4 protein-coding genes are annotated in these 3,239 nt (G+C 63.8%); 3 read left to right on the forward strand and 1 reads right to left on the reverse strand.

Annotated features, from left to right (window positions below):
- Nucleotides 1–285: phosphoenolpyruvate carboxykinase (ATP) (locus V7N12_RS09335; protein WP_333714239.1), on the forward strand; the 285-nt coding region annotated here is incomplete at its 5' end.
- Between the two features lie 10 nt (nt 286–295).
- Nucleotides 296–886, forward strand: coding sequence for a DUF3859 domain-containing protein (locus V7N12_RS09340; protein ID WP_333714240.1), 591 nt, complete (start codon nt 296–298; stop codon nt 884–886).
- Here the strand turns inward: V7N12_RS09340 and V7N12_RS09345 are convergent.
- Nucleotides 883–1,653 (reverse strand): sulfite exporter TauE/SafE family protein, encoded by a 771-nt coding sequence (locus V7N12_RS09345; protein ID WP_333714241.1) that lies wholly within the window; start codon nt 1,651–1,653, stop codon nt 883–885. The two genes, V7N12_RS09340 and V7N12_RS09345, sit on opposite strands and share 4 nt — an antisense overlap.
- A gap of 147 nt (nt 1,654–1,800) precedes the next feature.
- On the opposite strand from V7N12_RS09345, the gene V7N12_RS09350 reads away from it, so the two are divergent.
- Nucleotides 1,801–3,239: acyl-CoA dehydrogenase family protein (locus tag V7N12_RS09350; RefSeq protein ID WP_333714242.1), on the forward strand; the 1,439-nt coding region annotated here is incomplete at its 3' end.

Here is a 3,239-nt window from a genome sequence, read left to right on the forward strand (position 1 = left end):
GGCACCGGCAGCCGGATGCCGATAAAGGCCACCCGCGCACTGCTGTCCGCCGCGCTTGACGGGACGCTGATCGAAAACCAGTTCCGCAAGGACCCCAACTTCGGCTTCGAAGTGCCGATGACCTGCGAGGGTGTCGACGACCGCCTTCTGAACCCGCGCGAGACATGGGCCGACAAGGACGCTTACGACCGTCAGGCCGCCAAACTGGTCGAGATGTTCAGCGACAACTTCGCCAAATACGTCCCTTACATCGACGATGACGTGAAGGCCGCTGCCATCGGCTAGGCCCCGCGCAATGAACCCCGAAGCCCGCAGCGGTCGACAAACCGCTGCGGGCTTTTATCTTTGCACCATGCGCCACCTGATCGCCGTTCTTCTGCTGGTCACGCTTGCCCTGCCCGCGCGGGCCGGGATCACGCGCGGGGCGGATGTGCTGGCCCTGACCGCCGGTGTCATCTGCGCGCCCGAGGCCACAGGCTTTCGCGACGCCCCCGATACGATCCTTGGACGGACCCATATTCTCGACCGGATGCCCGCCTTCGCCGCCGAAACCCTGACCGTGCCGGCCGTCCTTGGTGTCGGCTTCGGCGTGCGGGTGCAGGCGGCCGAGGGCATGGGAACCGATCCCCTGATCGTCACCCTGACCCATCCACCGATGGGCGAGGCCGGCGTGCAGCGACAATCCTTCGACAGCACCATCAGCGGGCAAGGGCCAAACATCGTCTTCTACCAGTTCGACTATCCTTACGAGCTGGTCACAGGCCAATGGACCTTCGAGGCGCGGCGCGGTGGCGATCTGGCCTACCGCGTGGTCTTCGACGTGGTGCCCCCACAGGCGGTGCCAGAGCTTGCCGCGCTCTGCCGTGACCGCGACCTCATGTCCTAGCCCATGATCCCGCGCCGGATCAGGTTCAGGCCCGCGACCGTCAGCACCAACAGCGTGACGTTGCGGAACCGCTCTTGATCGAAGCGATCCACAAGTTTGAACCCCACCCACATCCCCAGCAGCGCAGGCAGCAACAGCGCGCCGGACAGCCAGACCGTCTCGGCGTTCAGAATACCCGAGCGCAGATGCCCCAAGAGCAGCATCACCGACCCAAGCCCGTAGATGACCCCCTGCACCGCCATCTGTCGCTGCTTGGGTGTTTCCAGCGCAATCAGGTAAAGCACCGTCGGTGGTCCCCATGTGCCCGCAAGCCCGCCCAGCGTGCCCGAAAGGAAACCTGCGGCCCACTCGAAGGGGCGGCGCGTCCGCGGGGAAATCTTCGGCCGCCAGCCGACCAACTGGATCAGGCTGAGACCGACCACCGGCACGCCCAGCACGAAGTATAGCGCATCGGGCGGCAGGGCGCGGACGAATTGCGCTGAAATCAGGATCATCACGCAGACCACAAGGGTATAGCGCCAATGCTCGGCCAATGCCGACAGCGCCTCGGCCCGGCCAGCACGCAGGACCTGCAGGCCATTGCTGAACACGATCGGCAGGATAATCGCCGCCAGCGCGATATCGGGCGCAATCATGATGCCCAACCCCGAGATCATGATCAGCGGCATCGCGAACCCGACGGCACCTTTGACAAAGCCCGCAAGCAGCGTCACACAGACAGCATAGACGAACAAAGCGGGGCCGATCAGATCGAAAATGGCAGTCATAAGCCCTCTTACGTCATTGCCAGCCCGGCGCCAGTGCAATTTTCGTTGCGACACTTTTGTGCGCGGCATGAATTAATCGTGAATGATTATTGCGCTGCGACTGCAAACACTCTATCCCTGCCCAAGTGATTTGAAGGGAGTCGCGATATGCCGCATGATGGTCAGGACATGACATTGAACCGGAACCCCTTGCTGGCGGACCTTCTGTCGCTGACCGCAGCGGCGCTGCCCCCCGTGGCGCAGGTGCTGGCCCGCGCCAAGGCCGCAGTGCGCGCGCTTGTCACTGACGGTGACCGCATCTCGGGCGCGCTGATCGAACAGCACCAGACCGCCGCCCACGGCCTTGCGTGGCTTGCGACCTACGCGCAATCGCTGGAACAGATGCAGGCCTGGGCCGAACGCCTGCAAGTGGATGGCAAATTCGGCGAGGTCGAACACCTGATCCACCAGATCGCCTTTGGCGAATACCTCTGGCAAATCTACGGCGGCATCCCGATGAGCCAGGGTGAAATCCTGCGTCTGCAGGACATCGGCCTGACCCAAGACGACATGCGCGCGCTGATGACCCCCGCCGTGATGACCCTGACGCAGGACGGCAACACGCAGGCCGCGCGGATGCGCCTTGTGGACCTGATGCAGGACCAATCGGCCAATATCACCGTGGGCGCCAGCGGTCTGGATGACGAACTCGAGATGATCCGCGAACAATTCCGCCGCTTCACCATCGACCGCGTGGAACCCCACGCCCACGACTGGCACCTCAAGGATGAACTGATCCCGATGGAGATCATCGCCGAGATGGCCGAAATGGGCGTCTTCGGCCTGACCATCCCCGAAGAATACGGCGGTTTCGGCCTCTCCAAAGCCTCGATGTGCGTGGTCTCGGAAGAACTGTCGCGCGGCTATATCGGCGTGGGTTCGCTTGGCACACGGTCCGAGATCGCCGCCGAACTGATCCTTTGCGGCGGCACCGAAGCGCAGAAACAGAAATGGCTGCCCCGGATCGCATCCGCCGAAACGCTGCCCACGGCGGTCTTCACCGAACCCAACACCGGATCGGACCTCGGCAGCTTGCGCACCCGCGCGGTGCGCAACGGCGAGGACTGGATGATCACCGGCAACAAGACATGGATCACCCATGCCAGCCGCACCCATGTCATGACCCTGCTTGCCCGCACTGATCCTGACACCACCGACTATCGCGGCCTGTCGATGTTCCTGGCCGAGAAAACCCCCGGCGACGAGGCCAACCCCTTCCCCACCCCCGGCATGACCGGCGGCGAGATCGAGGTGCTGGGCTATCGCGGCATGAAGGAATACGAACTGGCCTTCGACGGCTTCACGGTGAAGGGCGAGAACCTTCTGGGCGGCGAGACAGGCCGCGGCTTCAAGCAATTGATGCAGACGTTTGAATCCGCCCGCATCCAGACCGCCGCCCGCGCGGTCGGCGTGGCACAATCCGCCCTTGATGTGGGGATGCAATACGCCCGGGACCGCAAGCAATTCGGCAAGCCCCTGATCCACTTCCCGCGCGTGGCGGGCAAGCTTGCCATGATGGCGGTCGAGATCATGGTGGCCCGCCAGCT

The sequence above is a fragment of the Yoonia sp. genome (assembly GCF_036770585.1).
GTDB lineage: Bacteria > Pseudomonadota > Alphaproteobacteria > Rhodobacterales > Rhodobacteraceae > Yoonia.